The sequence below is a fragment of the Pseudomonas sp. Leaf48 genome (genome assembly GCF_001421885.1).
In the GTDB taxonomy this organism is placed as follows: domain Bacteria; phylum Pseudomonadota; class Gammaproteobacteria; order Pseudomonadales; family Pseudomonadaceae; genus Aquipseudomonas.
The window spans coordinates 48,937-63,552 of the sequence record NZ_LMLH01000009.1; the positions used below are offsets into that span (position 1 = coordinate 48,937).

Annotated in this window: 14 protein-coding genes; 7 read left to right on the top strand and 7 right to left on the bottom strand. The window is 59.6% G+C overall.

From position 1 onward, the window contains the following. Positions 1 to 29 precede the first annotated feature (29 nt). Positions 30 to 986: a LysR family transcriptional regulator gene (locus tag ASE98_RS08560; RefSeq protein ID WP_060540940.1), complete on the bottom strand. Its 957-nt coding sequence runs from the start codon at positions 984 to 986 to the stop codon at positions 30 to 32. A 125-nt stretch (positions 987 to 1,111) separates the two neighbouring features. Between ASE98_RS08560 and ASE98_RS08565 the strand changes: the two genes are divergently transcribed. After that, entirely contained in the window at positions 1,112 to 1,846 is a 735-nt protein-coding gene (locus ASE98_RS08565; RefSeq protein ID WP_060540941.1) for a sulfite exporter TauE/SafE family protein, read from the top strand. On the opposite strand, the gene ASE98_RS08570 is transcribed toward ASE98_RS08565, so the two are convergent. Next, a complete protein-coding gene (locus ASE98_RS08570; protein WP_060540942.1) occupies positions 1,836 to 2,690 on the bottom strand; it encodes a LysR substrate-binding domain-containing protein in 855 nt (284 codons plus the stop codon). The two genes, ASE98_RS08565 and ASE98_RS08570, sit on opposite strands and share 11 nt — an antisense overlap. 95 nt (positions 2,691 to 2,785) lie before the next feature. Here ASE98_RS08570 and ASE98_RS08575 point away from each other — a divergent pair, with 95 nt between their 5' ends. The 3 genes from ASE98_RS08575 (at position 2,786) to ASE98_RS08585 (ending at position 4,706) form a co-directional block, all read left to right on the top strand. Then, the gene (locus ASE98_RS08575) at positions 2,786 to 3,007 is read left to right on the top strand and encodes a DUF1127 domain-containing protein (protein ID WP_060540943.1); all 222 of its coding nucleotides are present in this window, start codon (positions 2,786 to 2,788) and stop codon (positions 3,005 to 3,007) included. A gap of 160 nt (positions 3,008 to 3,167) precedes the next feature. Further along, complete coding sequence (locus ASE98_RS08580) at positions 3,168 to 3,407, top strand: DUF1127 domain-containing protein (RefSeq protein WP_082457509.1); 240 nt, start codon at positions 3,168 to 3,170, stop codon at positions 3,405 to 3,407. Between the two features lie 69 nt (positions 3,408 to 3,476). Next, on the top strand, positions 3,477 to 4,706 hold the full coding sequence (locus ASE98_RS08585) for a winged helix-turn-helix domain-containing protein (RefSeq protein ID WP_060540944.1): 1,230 nt from the start codon (positions 3,477 to 3,479) through the stop codon (positions 4,704 to 4,706). 93 nt (positions 4,707 to 4,799) lie between these two features. Here ASE98_RS08585 and ASE98_RS08590 read toward each other — a convergent pair whose 3' ends face one another. Beyond that, complete coding sequence (locus ASE98_RS08590; RefSeq protein WP_060540945.1) at positions 4,800 to 6,146, bottom strand: class II 3-deoxy-7-phosphoheptulonate synthase; 1,347 nt, start codon at positions 6,144 to 6,146, stop codon at positions 4,800 to 4,802. A 150-nt stretch (positions 6,147 to 6,296) separates the two neighbouring features. Between ASE98_RS08590 and ASE98_RS08595 the strand changes: the two genes are divergently transcribed. After that, on the top strand, positions 6,297 to 7,052 hold the full coding sequence (locus tag ASE98_RS08595; protein WP_060540946.1) for a spermidine synthase: 756 nt from the start codon (positions 6,297 to 6,299) through the stop codon (positions 7,050 to 7,052). 120 nt (positions 7,053 to 7,172) lie between these two features. On the opposite strand, the gene ASE98_RS08600 is transcribed toward ASE98_RS08595, so the two are convergent. After that, complete coding sequence (locus ASE98_RS08600; protein ID WP_060540947.1) at positions 7,173 to 7,964, bottom strand: crotonase/enoyl-CoA hydratase family protein; 792 nt, start codon at positions 7,962 to 7,964, stop codon at positions 7,173 to 7,175. 421 nt (positions 7,965 to 8,385) lie between these two features. On the opposite strand from ASE98_RS08600, the gene ASE98_RS08605 reads away from it, so the two are divergent. Next, the gene (locus tag ASE98_RS08605) at positions 8,386 to 10,059 is read left to right on the top strand and encodes a DEAD/DEAH box helicase (RefSeq protein ID WP_060540948.1); all 1,674 of its coding nucleotides are present in this window, start codon (positions 8,386 to 8,388) and stop codon (positions 10,057 to 10,059) included. 206 nt (positions 10,060 to 10,265) lie between these two features. Here ASE98_RS08605 and ASE98_RS08610 read toward each other — a convergent pair whose 3' ends face one another. Then, positions 10,266 to 11,033: a DODA-type extradiol aromatic ring-opening family dioxygenase gene (locus ASE98_RS08610; RefSeq protein WP_060540949.1), complete on the bottom strand. Its 768-nt coding sequence runs from the start codon at positions 11,031 to 11,033 to the stop codon at positions 10,266 to 10,268. 103 nt (positions 11,034 to 11,136) lie between these two features. Between ASE98_RS08610 and ASE98_RS08615 the strand changes: the two genes are divergently transcribed. Further along, positions 11,137 to 11,793, top strand: coding sequence for a thiopurine S-methyltransferase (locus ASE98_RS08615; RefSeq protein WP_060540950.1), 657 nt, complete (start codon positions 11,137 to 11,139; stop codon positions 11,791 to 11,793). 194 nt (positions 11,794 to 11,987) lie between these two features. On the opposite strand, the gene htpX is transcribed toward ASE98_RS08615, so the two are convergent. Beyond that, complete coding sequence (htpX, locus tag ASE98_RS08620) at positions 11,988 to 12,878, bottom strand: protease HtpX (protein ID WP_007973520.1); 891 nt, start codon at positions 12,876 to 12,878, stop codon at positions 11,988 to 11,990. Positions 12,879 to 13,192: 314 nt separating this feature from the next. Next, positions 13,193 to 14,404, bottom strand: coding sequence for a pyridoxal phosphate-dependent aminotransferase (locus ASE98_RS08625; protein ID WP_060540951.1), 1,212 nt, complete (start codon positions 14,402 to 14,404; stop codon positions 13,193 to 13,195). Positions 14,405 to 14,616 lie beyond the last annotated feature (212 nt).

Here is a 14,616-nt window from a genome sequence, read left to right on the forward strand (position 1 = left end):
AGATAATTTTCAATCAAGGTTTACCCACGTCAGTGCTGTTGCAGATGGGTTTGCAGCACCAGATCCCAAGGCGGTAAGGGGCTGAAACGGGTTTTCAGGTATTCCAGCAACAAGCGGCTGCGGGAGTTGGGTTGCTGCTCCAGGCGCAAGGCGTAGATACCGGCGCTCTCCGGCTTTGGCAGGCCGGCTTCGCAGAACAACGGCAGCAGTTCACCGCGCAGCAGGTATTCACTGGCGAGCCAGGTCGGCAAGTGTGCGATGCCCAAACCGGCCAGCGCACCGCAGACCAATGCTTCGGCATTGTTGGCGCTCATTCGGATTCGCGCCGGGCGGTGCAGATACATCTGCCCGTCGCGTTCGAAGCGCCAGGCGAACGGCGGGGCGAGGCCATCCCAGTCGAGGCCATCGTGTCCGTTCAATTGCTCCGGATCGGTCGGCACTCCGCGTCGCTGCAAATAATCCGGACTGGCGCATGCGATGCGCACCATGCTCGCAAGCGGCGTGGCCACCAATCGGCTGTCAGCCATCAGTCCGGCACGCAGTACGAGATCGACCTTGCCCAGATTCAAACCTTGCATGTCGACAAAACTGTCGATCAAGTGCAACTGGACGTCGAGGCCGGGATACAGCAATAAAAAGTCGGCAACCACGGGGGCCAGGTGTCGCCGCCCGAACGCCGCCGGTGCATCCACCCGGATCAGGCCTTCCGGCGCGCTGCTCAGGGACACAGCTTCGGCCCGGGCCAGGCGCAGCTCGGCGACAATCCGCCGGGCGCGCTCGGCAAAGGCCAGTCCCGCCGGTGTGGCACGTACCGCATGGGTGCTGCGAAGGAACAACTGGCTGCCGACCGCACGCTCCAGGCTGTCGATCCGTCGTGACACGGCCGAAGGTGTCAGCGGGTGGCGGCGCGAGGCGGCGGAAAAACTGCCGGTTTCCAGCACATCGAGAAACAAACCAAGTTGCTCGGTCAGTTGATTGGGATTCATGGCGTTCTGCGCTTATGCGGATGTGGCAAAGCCATTGTGCGTCGCTATGCGTTTCCCCGCCACAAACATCTGCGTAGGATCAAAGCCTGATGTGAGTGGGGGAAATCGCAGTGATTGAGCTTTTGATGTACCTGGTGTTTGGCGCAGCCCTCGGCACACTCGGCGGGTTGTTCGGAATTGGTGGCGGCTTGATTGCCATTCCGCTGCTGGGCGTTTTGTTCGGCCTGGATCAGCAAATTGCCCAAGGCACGGCGCTGGTGATGGTAGTACCGAATGTGATGCTGGCACTGTGGCGTTATCACCAGCGCAACAAAATCGAATTGCATCACGCCCTGCCACTGGCCTCGATGGGGTTCTGCTTCGCCTGGCTCGGCTCGATCTGGGCAGTAGGCATGGATGCGCAAACCATGCGTCTCGGCTTTGTCGCGTTCCTTGTCGCACTGTCGGCCTACAACCTGGCGCGGATGTTCTCTACTCGCTCGTCGGCTACTTCGCAGATGAACTACTCATGGCCATGGCTGGGCGTGTTGGGTGCGGCTTCCGGCACCATGGGCGGGCTTTTTGGCGTGGGTGGGGCAGTGGTCGCCACACCGGTATTGACCAGTCTGTTTGGCACCAGCCAGGTGGTCGCGCAAGGGTTGTCCCTGGCGCTGGCCCTGCCGAGCACCGGTGTCACACTGGTGACCTACGCGGTGCATCATCAAGTGGATTGGCTGATCGGTGTGCCCTTGGCGGTTGGCGGTTTGATGAGCATCAGTTGGGGCGTGAAAATCGCCCACGCGCTGCCGGAACGATTGCTGCGAGGACTGTTTTGCGGCTTCCTGGTGTTCTGCGCGGTAACGCTCGCCTTTAAGGTTTGAAGCCGTCGGCGATGTGTTCGGCCAGGCATTCGGTGATCGGCGAGGGATTATGCAGGTTGCGCACGAGCACGATGCTGGCTTCCGGCAGCAGTGGCAGCCCCTCTGCTTCACCGAGAATGCGCATGTCCGGAGTGATCAGGCTCTCCAGTTGCGCAGTGATTGCCAGGCCTGCGCTGACCACCGCCATGATCGCCGACAGACTGTCGCTGTTGTACGCAACGCGATAATCGCGACCGATGGCGTCGAGGGCATTGCACGCCCAGAGACGACAGAAGCAATCACTGTTGAACATCGCCAGCGGCAACGGCGTTTGTTCGTGGGCGCTGTAGCATTGCGCTTCGGCCCAGACAAAACGCTCCTTGCGTAACAACTGGCCGATTTCGCTACCCGGCTCGCGGGTGACGATCGATAGATCCAGGTCCTGGCGCATCAGCAGTTGCTTGGATGATTCGCAGTGCACTTCGATCTGGATCAGCGGATAGGACTGGGCGAACCGTCGCAGAATCCCTGGCAGGAAACGCATCACGTAATCGTCCGGTGTACCGATGCGCACCGTTCCGATCATGTCTGGCTCGCGCAGGGTATTGAAAACCTCGCTGTGCAGCTTGAGGATTCTGCGGGCATAACCGAGTAGCACCTGGCCTTCGGCGGTCAGGCGTACCTGGCGTCCGTCGCGCTGGAACAACTGACGCTGCAGCACGTCCTCTTCCAGCCGTTTCATCTGCATGCTCACGGCCGACTGGGTGCGATTGACCAATTCGCCAGCGCGGGTAAAGCCGCCCTGGTCGGCGATCGCAACAAAGGTGCGCAGCACTTCCGTATCGATACTCGGGTAGGCCGACATACATCAATCTCCGAGATGGTTGCCATCAGAAACATTTGTTGGATTGATCTTAGCCCCGGGGGGAGACTTGAGCCATCCAAACGGAGGGCAACAAGATGAAAGGTCAACATGGTTTTATCAATGCCGAAAAACATTCAATTCATGTCGTCTCCGACCTGCTGCACAAATTCAGCCGTTGGTATGAATTGCATCGTGAACGCGAGTTACTGGCGGGTATGAGCGACGAAGCCTTGAAGGATATCGGCTTGAGTCGAGCAGACGTCGCACAGGAGGCCGAGCGGCACTTCTGGCAAGATCCCTTGAGCAATGGAAAATAAATTGAAACCGCAGGAAATATTCGGTCACCGCCCCATGAATCATGGCAAGTGCCTGCAAACGTGGGGTGGGTGCCGAGCAGAAACAGACAGTCATAGAACCTGACTGGAGCTTCCCCGCCAACAGTACAAGACTGCCGCCTCAATCCTGAGGATGGTCGTCATGGAAGACAAACAATCTGCTGCAAAAGTCCTGTCCAAATCGTTGCGCAACGCCTCGGGCAACTGCGCTGTGCATTTTTCCCGAGCCTTGGTGCAAGTGGCACGCTGGCGGCAACTGCATCGAGATCGTGCCGAGTTGTCGCGCCTGAGCGATGATCGTTTACGTGACATCGGCTTGAGCCGGGCGGATGTCAGACGCGAAGCGTGCCGGCCTTTCTGGGAAGATCCGCTGAAGCGGTGAGGGCGGCGGTGGCGTTTTTTACGCAGAGGGCTAAGGTGGAGTGGCCTCGTCATCAACCAGAGCCATTGAATGCCTGCACTTCTTTGCCTGTCCTTGAAAAAAGCCAGACGTCTGGCGCTGACTGCCCAGGCGTTTACCGCGCGTCGCCCGTGCGCATTGGTTACACCGGCACGCATTAATCGATTGATCGAGCGCCTTGGCATTCTGCAGATCGATTCGGTCAATGCTTTGGTGCGCTCACATTATCTGCCGCTGTTTTCTCGTCTCGGCAATTACTCATCCGATTTGCTCGACCAGGCTGCCTGGAGCTCGGGGCGCCGACGCACGTTGTTCGAGTACTGGGGTCATGAAGCTTCCTTGCTTCCGTTGTCCATGTATCCGTTGCTGCGCTGGCGCATGCAGCGGGCGCGCCGTGGCGAAGATATCTATCAGCAATTGGCGCGTTTTGGCCGGGAGCAGCAAGGCACGATTCACCGGGTCCTGGCTGCGGTTGAGGAGCAGGGCGCGCTGGCTGCTGGAAGCCTGTCAACCCGTCAGGAGCGGGCGGGGCCGTGGTGGGACTGGAGCGCGGAGAAGCATGCGCTGGAGTGGTTGTTTGCCGCCGGTGAAGTGACTGTGGCGGGGCGGCGTGGATTCGAACGGCTTTATGACCTGCCGGAGCGGGTGATTCCCTCGGCGATCCTCGCCCAGCCGCTGCTCACGGAAGCCGACGCTCAGCGTGGCCTGTTGCTGCATGCGGCAACCGCCTTGGGTATAGGTACGGAAAAGGATCTGCGAGATTACTTCCGTCTGAACCCGGGTGATGCTCGTGCGCGCCTGGCGGAACTGGTTGAGGCGGGGGCGTTATTGAGATGTGAAGTCCAGGGCTGGCGGCAGCCGGCATTTTGTCTGCCCGATGCGAAGTCGCCACGCAAGGTCGAAGCCAGCGCCTTGCTTTCACCTTTTGATTCGCTGATCTGGGAGCGCAGCCGCACCGAGCGCCTGTTCGATTTTCGTTATCGACTGGAGATCTACACGCCACAGGACAAGCGGGTCTACGGCTATTACGTGTTGCCGTTTTTGCACAACGAACGGATCGCCGCCCGGGTTGATCTGCGCGCCGAGCGGGCGGCGGGTCGGTTGGTGGTGCACGCGGTGCACGAGGAAGTGCCGGGGCTGGATGGGGAGGGGATGCGGGCGCTGGCGCTCAATTTGCGGCAGCTGGCGGACTGGCTAGGGCTGGCGCAGGTTCAGCTCAATTGTCAGCGCGAAAGTGCAGGGCGGTTGCGGGTGGCATTGGTACGGATTGAAGGTGATTGAACTGGCCGCATCGCGAGCAGACTCCCACATTGGATTTGTGAACGACACAGAACCAGTGTGGGAGCGAGCCTGCTCGCGATGGGGGGACGCGATTTACCGCCGAACCTGCTTGAGGGTTTCGGCAATCAAAAACGCCAACTCCAAGGACTGATCGGCATTCATCCGCGGGTCGCAATGGGTGTGGTAACGATCCGACAAACCGTCTTCGGTAATCGGTCGGGCACCGCCGATGCACTCGGTGACGTTCTGCCCGGTCATCTCGATATGAATACCGCCGGCATAGCTGCCTTCGGCTTGGTGAACCTGGAAGAACTGCTTCACCTCGCCAAGGATCTGCGCGAAGTCGCGGGTCTTGTAACCGCTGCTGGCCTTGATGGTGTTGCCATGCATCGGGTCGCTGCTCCAGAGCACCTGCTTGCCTTCACGCTGCACTGCGCGGATCAGTTGTGGCAAATGGTCGCCGACCTTGTTCGCGCCCATCCGCGCAATCAGGTTGAGACGACCGGGGTCGTTGTCCGGATTAAGGACGTCGATCAGCCGGATCAAGTCTTCAGGGTTCATGCTTGGGCCGACCTTGACCCCAATCGGATTGTTCACCCCGCGCAGGAATTCAACGTGTGCGCCGTCGAGCTGGCGGGTGCGGTCGCCTATCCACAGCATGTGCGCCGAGCAGTCGTAATAATCATTGGTCAGGCTGTCGCGGCGCACGAACGCTTCTTCGTAATTCAACAGCAGCGCTTCGTGGGCGGTAAAGAAGCTGGTTTCGCGCAGTTGTGGCGAAGTGTCCATGCCGCAAGCGCGCATGAAGGCCAGGGTTTCATCGATGCGATCGGCCAGGTGGCTGTATTTTTCCGCCAGCGCCGAGTTGGCGATGAAGTCCAGATTCCACTTGTGGACCTGATGCAAATCGGCAAACCCGCCCTGGGCGAACGCGCGCAACAGGTTCAGGGTCGCGGTGGACTGGTGATAAGACTGCAGCAGGCGCTCCGGGTCCGGCACGCGGCTTTTTTCATCGAAACCGATGCCGTTGACGATGTCACCCCGATAGGCAGGCAGCGTCACGCCGTCGATGGTCTCGTCATTGGCCGAGCGGGGCTTGGCGAATTGCCCGGCCATGCGCCCGACCTTGACCACCGGGCAGCCGGCAGCGAATGTCATGACGATCGCCATCTGCAGCAGCACCTTGAAGGTGTCGCGGATTTTCGCGGCGGAGAACTCTGCAAAGCTTTCGGCGCAGTCGCCGCCCTGCAGCAGAAACGCGCGACCCTGGGTCACTTCGGCAAACTGACGGCGCAGCTCCCGGGCTTCGCCGGCAAACACCAGTGGCGGGTAGCTGGCCAGGGTCTGCTCGACGTGCAGCAAGTGCGCGGCGTCGGGGTATCGGGGTTGTTGCTGGATCGGCAGGGCGCGCCAGCTGTCAGGACTCCAGGGTTGGCTCATCACGGTCTCTAATGTTTTACGCTCGGACGACCATGTTATCAGCAATTAGTGCGTGACCTGTTCCCGTCGCTTGGCCGACAATCGCGCCTTTGCCGTGCCCTGCGCGCGGTGTTATCGCGTCGCCGCCCCGGGTGACGATCAGGAGACAAGATGACTGAGGAGCGCGTCGAGCATCTGCTCGCCGAGGTACAGGACGAGTTTGGCGTGATTCGCGTACTGGAAGTGGCCGACTACCGTTTTCTCGAATTCGGTGATGCCATCGAGCAAAGCTGTGTGTTCACCGCCGATCCGAGCTGGCTGGAGTACGACTATACCCGGGCGATGCTGATCGGTGCGTTGTGTCACGAGCAGCCGGAAAGCGCGCTGTTCCTCGGTCTCGGAGCCGGCACGCTGACCCAGGCGTGCCTGAAGTTCCTGCCGCTGGAAGACGTCGAAGCCATAGAACTTCGTCCCGACGTACCGCGCCTGGCCATCGAATATCTGGGCCTGGATGACGATCCGCGGCTGTATATCCGTGTTGGCGATGCGCTGGAATTGCTCGATAGCGCCGAGCCGGCTGATCTGATTTTCGTCGACCTGTATACCGATGTCGGTCCGGGGGTCGGGCATTTGGCCTGGAGTTTTCTGGAAAACTGTCAAAAACGCCTGAATCCGGGTGGCTGGCTGGTGATCAATCAATGGGCCACCGATGATGGCAAGCCATTGGGTGCAGCCTTGTTGCGCGGTTTGTATCACCGTCATTACTGGGAATTGCCGGTGAAGGAGGGCAACGTGATTCTGATCGTGCCTTCGGAACTGGATCAGCAACTTGACCTGGAAGGGTTGATCGCCCGGGCTGAAGGCCTGGCGCCACGGTTGGGTTATTCGTTGCAGTCGTTGATCAAGGCGATTCGGCCGGCGACATAATTGGTTGATTGTGATGGCCCCTTCGCGAGCAGGCCCGCTCCCACATTTGATCTGAATCGATCACCAATCCAATCTGGGAGCGGGCTTGCTCGCGAAGGGGGCCTAAAAACCAATACAAGGCTAAAGCCCCTTGAAAACTCCGGGCCGCCGCTCAACCATGGAGCGCACGCCCTCGGCGGCATCCTCGCTGGCCAGTAACTTCTTCACCAACGGTGGTAACCCTTGTGCTGCGGCGGTTTCCCCCTCATAGCGGGCCTGTCGGGCCGACATTAAGGTTGCCTGCACACCCAGCGGCGCCTGGCGGGCGATGCGCTCGGCCAGCTCCATCGCCCGTGGCAGCAAATCTTCGCTGGCCATGACCTCCTGCACCAGTCCCAAGCGCAATGCGTCATGGGCATCGAACTCATCTCCGGTCAGCAGCCAGCGCATGGCGTTGCCCCAACCGGCGACCTGATGCAGGCGCAAGGTTGCACCACCGAACGGGAAGAGCCCGCGCTGCACCTCCATTTGCGCAAATCGGGTATTGCTGGCGCACAGGTTGATGTCGGCTGCCAGCATCAACTCGATGCCGATGGTCAGGCAGTAACCCTGCGCGGCGACAATTACCGGTTTACTGACTCGAGGACCGGTAGAAATACCCCAGGGGTCGGCGCCACCGGGTGGCGGCAGCCAGCCATTGGCCAATGTCGCGCTGGCGTTGACCAGATCGAGCCCGGCGGTAAAGTGTTCGCCGTGGCCGAAAATCACCGCCACCCGTGCTTCGCTGTCGGCTTCGAATTCGCCGTAGGCCAGACTCAGTTCGTTGAGCAGATCGAGATCGAAGGCATTGCGCTTGGCCACCCGATCCAGACCGATCATCAGAATATGACCCTGCCTTTGGCGGCTGACTCGGCTGGAAGAAGGCTGATTCATGGAGCAGTTCCTCGGGTGGGGAAAGGGCTGTCAGACAGGCGGTCTGCACTGCAAGGGTGAACCGTTTTAGCTTCTTCAGCCGCAGGGCCGGGCCTTTGAAAAGTAGACGCTCGATCGATTATCCGCAAAGCCTGTGACGCAAAGGTTTATCCAGCGCATTTACGATAAAAAAAGCTCCCTTTTTGGGCGAATTCCGGTATAGTGCGCGCCGGCCTTTAGCCGGGCCGCGTTTAGGTGGCGCAATTCCCCGAAGTCAGATTCGGTTGCAAGTTCGCCCAGCGAACACTTCCTAAACGATTCTTTCATTCATTCGTTTTCGCAAATCCCCGCCGACAAAGCTGCCAGGGCGACTCTTGAGTCTCAACACGGCACGCGCAGCTTTGGAGCATGGGTCTTTGCGGATGCACTTAGAGGCAGACCCATGACCCAGGAATCCGGCGGATTCGCCGCTTTTAATCTTAATCCGAATATTCTTGCAGCCGTCACCGCGACTGGCTACGAAGAGCCATCGGCTATTCAGCAGCAATCGATCCCGATCATCATGGCCGGACACGACATGATTGGTCAGGCGCAAACCGGTACGGGTAAAACCGCAGCGTTCGCCCTGCCGATCCTGCATCGCATCGATCCTGCAAAGCGCGAACCGCAAGCCCTGATCCTGGCGCCAACTCGTGAGTTGGCGCTGCAAGTAGCAACCGCTTTTGAAACTTACGCCAAGCAAATGCCCGGCGTTACCGTTGTGGCCGTTTACGGCGGCGCGCCTATGGGCCCGCAACTGAAAGCAATCCGTAATGGCGCACAGATCGTTGTCGCTACTCCGGGCCGTCTGTGCGACCACCTGCGTCGTGACGAAAAAGTCCTGGCGACCGTGAACCACCTGGTTCTCGACGAAGCCGACGAAATGCTCAAACTGGGTTTCATGGACGACCTCGAAGTCATCTTCAAGGCCCTGCCTGCAACCCGTCAGACCGTATTGTTCTCGGCTACCCTGCCGCAGTCGATCCGTGCCATTGCCGAGCGCCATCTGCGCGATCCGCAACACGTGAAGATCCAGACCAAGACCCAGACCGTTACCGCGATCGAGCAGGCTCACCTGCTGGTTCACGCTGACCAGAAGACTTCTGCCGTTCTCAGCTTGCTGGAAGTGGAAGACTTCGACGCCCTGATCATGTTCGTGCGCACCAAGCAAGCGACCCTGGACCTGGCCAGTGCCCTGGAAGCCAAAGGCTACAAAGCCGCTGCGCTGAACGGTGACATCGCCCAGAACCAGCGTGAGCGCGTGATCGACTCCCTCAAGGATGGCCGTCTGGACATCGTTGTGGCGACCGACGTTGCTGCTCGTGGCCTGGACGTTCCGCGCATCACTCACGTGTTCAACGTTGACATGCCGTACGATCCGGAATCCTACGTTCACCGTATCGGCCGTACCGGCCGTGCCGGTCGCGAAGGTCGTGCGCTGCTGCTGGTGACTCCGCGTGAGCGCCGCATGCTGCAAGTGATCGAGCGTGTAACCGGTCAAAAGGTTGCTGAAGTTCGCCTGCCGGACGCTCAAGCCGTTCTGGATGCGCGCATCAAGAAGCTGACCAACAGCCTGTCGCCGCTGGTGGCTGAAGCCGAATCGACTCACGGTGATCTGCTCGATCGCCTGACCGCCGACATCGGTTGCAGCCCGCGTGCCCTGGCCGCAGCCCTGCTGCGCAAGGCTACCAACGGTCAAGCGCTGAACCTGGCCGCTATCGAGAAAGAGCGTCCACTGGTGCCGAACAATGCACCGCGTGGCGATCGTCCAGAGCGTTCCGGTGATCGTCCTGAGCGTGGTGACCGCGAGCGTCGTGCTCCGATGCCACTGGGCGAAGGCCGTGCCCGTTGCCGTACCGCGCTGGGTGCGCGTGATGGTATCGCTGCCAAGAACCTGCTGGGCGCCATCCTCAACGAAGGTGGTCTGGCGCGTGAAGCGATCGGTCGCATCCAGGTGCGTGACAGCTTCAGCCTCGTCGAGTTGCCGGAAGATGGTCTTGAGAAGTTGCTGACCAAGCTCAAGGACACTCGCGTTGCCGGTAAGCAGTTGAAGCTGCGTCGCTACCGCGAAGATTGATCCGCTCTCGGGCTGATTGATCGAACATAAAAAATCCCCGACTGGTTCGGGGATTTTTTTTGCCTGCAGTTCAAAGCCCGGCTGAAGTGTGGCGGTGGCCCCTTCGCGAGCAAGCCCGCCCCCACAGACGACCGCGTGACTTTGGAAAGAGTGCGATCAAATGTGGGAGCGGGCTTGCTCGCGAAGGTCGCGACGCGGTCTTGCTGTCAGCCGAAGCGATAGATGTCCATGCCCAGTGCACCCATGGTGAACCCCTGATGGGCAATGTTGAACGGTCCTCCCGCGGCACGGGCAAAATACAGCGGCAACAAGTGCTCGTCGCTGGGATGGTTGCGCACGGCATTCGGCGCTTGTTGGCGATAGTCGTGCAGCGCGGCTTCGTCATTTGCGGCGAGTTTGTCGATCATCCATTCGCGAAATGCCAGGGCCCAGGGCTCAACGCTCTCGGGGCCGGCATGCCAGTCCAGTTCCCGCAGGTTGTGTGTGATGCTGCCGGAGCCGATCAGCAGCACGCCATGCTCGCGCAGGCTGGCCAGGGCTTGGCCAACGCGGGTTTGCAGGGCCGGGCCGCCACGGGTGGGCAAGGACACTTGCACGATCGGGATGTCCGCCTGAGGATACATCAACGATAAGGGCACCCAGACCCCATGATCGAAGGGGCGCCCGGGGTCAATCCGGGCGGGTAGGTTGCTCGCCTTCAACAGCTCGACAACTTCTGCGGCCAGCTGAGGATTGCCAGGCGCCGGGTATTGCACTTCGAACAGGGCTTTGGGAAAACCGCCGAAATCATGCCAGGTGTCAGGCTGCGGATTGCCGCTGACCAGCAATTCGTTGCTTTCCCAGTGCGCAGAAACAATCACGATGGCTTTTGGCTTCGGCATTTGCGCTGCCAGACGCGCGAGAGCTGGCCCACTGGCACCAGGTTCCAGGGCCAGCATCGGGGAGCCATGGGATATATACAGGCTGGGGAACATGAATGAGCTCCTGAGGGTTAAGATGTCACCATCTTCAGTCAGATCATTGATCTAAATCTAATATAAGTTTTAGGGTGTTTTGATCGAATATTCGGGGTTATTTATGCAGCCGGAGTTTTGGCACAAGAAGTGGGCGTCGAATCAGATCGGCTTTCACCTGCCGCAGGTCAACCCTCATCTGAAGCGGTTCTGGCCAGCGCTAAACCTTGAAGAAGGTGCCCGGGTGTTAGTACCGCTATGTGGTAAAAGCCTGGATTTGCTATGGCTCGCTCACCAAGGTCATGAGGTCTTGGGCGTCGAACTGTCGGAAAAGGCCGTCGAGGAGTTTTTCAGCGAGCATGGCTTTGATCCGGCCGTCAGCGAACAGGGGCCGTTCAAGGTTTATCGGGCAGGTTCGATTGAGCTGTGGTGCGGCGATTTCTTCGAGCTGACGGCCGGTGACGTTGCCGATTGCTCCGCGCTTTATGATCGCGCGGCGTTGATCGCGCTGCCGGCGCCAATGCGAGAGCGCTATGCCGCCCATTTGAAGCGGATACTGCCCAATGAGTCCCATGGCCTGGTGATCACCCTGGACTATGACCAGGCGCAAATGCCCGGGCCGCCATTTGCTGTACTCGATGATGAGGTGCAGCGGTTGCTCGGGGACTCATGGGCGCTGAAGATCCTGGAAGATCAGGATGTGTTGAGCGAAAGCGGGAAGTTTCTGGAGGCGGGTGTCACGCGGCTGGAGGAGCGGGTGTATCGGGTTTCCAGTCAATAATTTGTTTTGCCCGTGCCGTCCTCTTCGCGGGCAAGCCCACTGCAACAGGGGCGGGCGCCGCAGATCTTGTGGACGGCTCGGAACCTGTGGGAGCGGGCTTGCCCGCGAAGAGGCCCGGAAAAACACTGAAGCTTCCAGGCAGACAAAAAAAGGCCCGCATCACTGCGGGCCTTTTCATTTGCACTACGAATCACTTAGCCCCGACGACGAGCCAGTGCGTCGATACGCTCTTCCAGCGGCGGGTGGCTCATGAACATGCGGGCGAACCCTTGTTTGATACCACCGTTGATGCCGAAGGCATTCAGGGTGTCCGGCATGTGCACCGGCAGACCTTGTTCTGCCCGCAAGCGTTGCAGCGCGCCAATCATCGCGGCGGTGCCGGCCAGGTTTGCACCCGCTTCGTCGGCACGGAATTCACGCTTGCGCGAGAACCACATGACAATGGCGCTGGCCAGAATGCCCAGGACCAGTTCGGCGAAGATGGTCGCCACGTAGTAGGCGATACCCTGGCCTTCTTCGTTCTTGAAGATCACCTTGTCGACAAAGTTACCGATGATCCGCGCGAAGAACATCACGAAGGTGTTCACCACGCCCTGGATCAGTGCCAGGGTGACCATGTCGCCATTGGCTACGTGGCCGATTTCGTGGGCCAGCACCGCCTTCACTTCATCTGGCGAGAACCGTTCGAGCAAACCCTGGCTCACGGCAACCAGTGCATCGTTCTTGTTCCAGCCGGTGGCAAAGGCGTTCGCCTCGTAGGCCGGGAAGATCCCGACTTCCGGCATCTTGATCCCGGCTTCGCGGGACAGCTGCTCGACGGTTTGCAGCAGCCATTGTTCGTGACGCGTGCGCGGCTGAGTGATGATCTGGGTGCTGGTGCTCATTTTCGCCATCCACTTGGAGATGAACAGCGAGAACAGGGAACCGGCAAAACCAAAGACCGCACAGAAAATCAGCAGCTGATTGAGGTTGAGATCAACCCCATTGGCCGCCATGAACCCGTTGAAGCCGAAAAGGCTCAGGGTGATGCTGGCAATCAGCACGACCGCCAGGTTAGTGGCCAAAAACAGCAGGATGCGCATCATGGTTGTAGAAATCTCCTTTTGCTAAAGATGTAGCGTACTGCGGGGTATATAAGGTGATGCACCGGGGTATTCAACCGGGTGACTATTTCAAACTGTGTCCTACAGCAACAGTCTAGCTGTTTGAAGGACATTTCCGACGTCGAAGCAGCAGGCGTTTGTAAACCGGTTCACGTCACAGGCCCCGCCGTTGTTGGGCCCGGCGGGAGAGTGCAGCCCCGTCGAGGATAGCGGCGGCGTTAACGTCCAGGGCGTGAAGATATGTTGCTGAATCAATCACCGTGCGAGTTGCGCGAGCATCGCACGGTGATAGTAGCTTACTGGCGGTAGGACTTGAGGAAGGTGCCGATACGTCCGATGGCCATGTCCAGGTCGTCGACACGGGGCAGGGTCACGACGCGGAAGTGGTCGGGCCAGGGCCAGTTGAACGCGGTTCCCTGAACCACCAGCAGCTTTTCGGACAGCAGCAGGTCCAGGACGAACTTTTCGTCGTTGTGGATCGGGCACACCTTGGGGTCGATCCGCGGGAAGGCATAGAGTGCTCCCATCGGCTTGACGCAGCTCACGCCGGGAATGTCGTTGAGCAACTCCCAGGTGCGGTTGCGTTGCTCCAGCAAGCGGCCTGGAGGCAGTACCAGGTCGTTGATGCTCTGGTAGCCACCCAGGGCGGTCTGGATCGCATGCTGGCTCGGCACGTTGGCGCACAGGCGCATGTTGGCCAGCATGTCGATGCCTTCGATGTAACTCTGGGCGTGGTGTTTAGGACCGGAGATGGCGATCCACCCGGAACGGAAACCCGCCACGCGATAAGACTTGGACAGACCATTGAACGTCAGGCACAGCAGGTCCGGTGCCAGGGACGCGGTGCAGATGTGCACGGCATCGTCATACAGGATCTTGTCGTAGATTTCGTCGGAGAACACCACCAGATTGTGCTGGCGGGCCAGTTCCAGCATGCCTAGCAGGACTTCTCTCGAGTACACCGCACCGGTCGGGTTGTTCGGGTTGATGATGACCAGAGCCTTGGTGTTCGGGGTGATCTTGGCCTTGATGTCGGCCAGGTCCGGCCACCAGTTGGCTTGTTCGTCGCACAGGTAATGCACCGGGTTGCCGCCCGACAGGCTCACCGCAGCGGTCCACAGCGGGTAGTCAGGAGCCGGCACAAGCACTTCGTCGCCGTTATTGAGCAGGGCCTGCATCGACATCACGATCAGTTCGGAAACGCCGTTGCCCAGGTAGATGTCTTCGATACCGACACCTTCCACCTGTTTTTGCTGGTAGTACTGCATCACCGCCTTGCGCGCACTGAACAGGCCCTTGGAGTCGCTATAGCCCTGTGCGGTCGGCAGGTTGCGGATCACATCCTGGAGGATTTCGTCCGGCGCTTCGAAACCAAAAGGCGCCGGGTTGCCGATATTCAGCTTGAGGATGCGATGGCCTTCCTCTTCCAGGCGTTTGGCGTGCTTGAGCACCGGGCCGCGAATGTCGTAGCAGACGTTGGCGAGCTTGTTCGATTTGCTGACCTGCATGGCGATGTGTTCCCGAAAGTGAACGATCCAGGCGGTGTATAAACTACCGTACTGGGAATTCTGCGTTCTTGCTCAAACCTGGCGCTTGGGCCGCTCGCCCCAAAATCCGTTTGAGTGCGTGTAACGCTGCTGCCAGACTGGCGTCAAATGAGGCGCAATCATACGTGCCGCCCGATCAGTGGAAAAGATACAGATCGGGCTTTTTCAGCCGC

Coding starts and splice junctions, on each gene's coding strand:
- ASE98_RS08560 (WP_060540940.1), bottom strand. CDS start 986: ATGAATCCCAATCAACTGACCGAGCAACTTGGTTTGTTTCTCGATGTG.
- ASE98_RS08565 (WP_060540941.1), top strand. CDS start 1,112: ATGTACCTGGTGTTTGGCGCAGCCCTCGGCACACTCGGCGGGTTGTTC.
- ASE98_RS08570 (WP_060540942.1), bottom strand. CDS start 2,690: ATGTCGGCCTACCCGAGTATCGATACGGAAGTGCTGCGCACCTTTGTT.
- ASE98_RS08575 (WP_060540943.1), top strand. CDS start 2,786: ATGAAAGGTCAACATGGTTTTATCAATGCCGAAAAACATTCAATTCAT.
- ASE98_RS08580 (WP_082457509.1), top strand. CDS start 3,168: ATGGAAGACAAACAATCTGCTGCAAAAGTCCTGTCCAAATCGTTGCGC.
- ASE98_RS08585 (WP_060540944.1), top strand. CDS start 3,477: ATGCCTGCACTTCTTTGCCTGTCCTTGAAAAAAGCCAGACGTCTGGCG.
- ASE98_RS08590 (WP_060540945.1), bottom strand. CDS start 6,146: ATGAGCCAACCCTGGAGTCCTGACAGCTGGCGCGCCCTGCCGATCCAG.
- ASE98_RS08595 (WP_060540946.1), top strand. CDS start 6,297: ATGACTGAGGAGCGCGTCGAGCATCTGCTCGCCGAGGTACAGGACGAG.
- ASE98_RS08600 (WP_060540947.1), bottom strand. CDS start 7,964: ATGAATCAGCCTTCTTCCAGCCGAGTCAGCCGCCAAAGGCAGGGTCAT.
- ASE98_RS08605 (WP_060540948.1), top strand. CDS start 8,386: ATGACCCAGGAATCCGGCGGATTCGCCGCTTTTAATCTTAATCCGAAT.
- ASE98_RS08610 (WP_060540949.1), bottom strand. CDS start 11,033: ATGTTCCCCAGCCTGTATATATCCCATGGCTCCCCGATGCTGGCCCTG.
- ASE98_RS08615 (WP_060540950.1), top strand. CDS start 11,137: ATGCAGCCGGAGTTTTGGCACAAGAAGTGGGCGTCGAATCAGATCGGC.
- htpX (WP_007973520.1), bottom strand. CDS start 12,878: ATGATGCGCATCCTGCTGTTTTTGGCCACTAACCTGGCGGTCGTGCTG.
- ASE98_RS08625 (WP_060540951.1), bottom strand. CDS start 14,404: ATGCAGGTCAGCAAATCGAACAAGCTCGCCAACGTCTGCTACGACATT.